Genomic DNA, 596 nt, shown 5'->3' with positions numbered 1-596 from the left:
GACGTCACCGATGCCGCGGGCCTGGCAGCCGCGGCGCGGCAGGTCGCCGCCGGGCTCGGCCCGATCGACCTGGTCGTCGTGACCGCCGGCACCTGGGAGCGCCCGAGTGTCGACCACTGGGACGCCGACGCCTTCCGGCGGCAGGTCGAGGTCAACCTCGTCGGCCTGTCCAACGCCGTCGCCGCGGTGCTGCCGGCCATGCTGGACCGCTCGAGCGGGACCTTCGCCGGGGTCGCCTCGCTGGCCGGCTACCGCGGTGTCGCCGGTGCTGAGGCCTACAGTGCGGCCACGGCCGGTCAGATCGCCCTGCTGGAGGCGCTGCGGGTGCAGGTCGCCGAACGTGGGGTGCGGGTCACGACGGTCAACCCCGGCTTCGTGCGGACGCCGCTGGCCGGGTCCGGCGGGTTCCCGATGCCCTTCGCCATCGATCCCGACGCTGCCGGACGGGCCATCTGCGACGGCCTGGAGCGTGACCGGGTGGAGATCGCCTTCCCGCTGCGGCTGGCAATCCCGATGAAGCTCGCCCGACTGCTGCCGGCTCGCTTGTGGCCCCGCCTGTTCGGGCGCCCGGCGACGCCGCCCGCTGCGCCGCGCCC

1 protein-coding gene is annotated in these 596 nt (G+C 75.5%); it reads left to right on the top strand.

The window, feature by feature from the left end; all coding sequences use genetic code 11:
- The coding region (locus FRW57_RS22600) for an SDR family NAD(P)-dependent oxidoreductase (RefSeq protein ID WP_152187136.1) at positions 1-596 on the top strand (596 nt) is incomplete at both ends.

Origin of the sequence: Segeticoccus rhizosphaerae (assembly GCF_009192725.1) — a bacterium.
GTDB lineage: Bacteria > Actinomycetota > Actinomycetes > Actinomycetales > Dermatophilaceae > Segeticoccus > Segeticoccus rhizosphaerae.
Note: the sequence above shows the minus strand (reverse complement) of the source record. Positions and strands in the feature narration are given on the sequence as shown.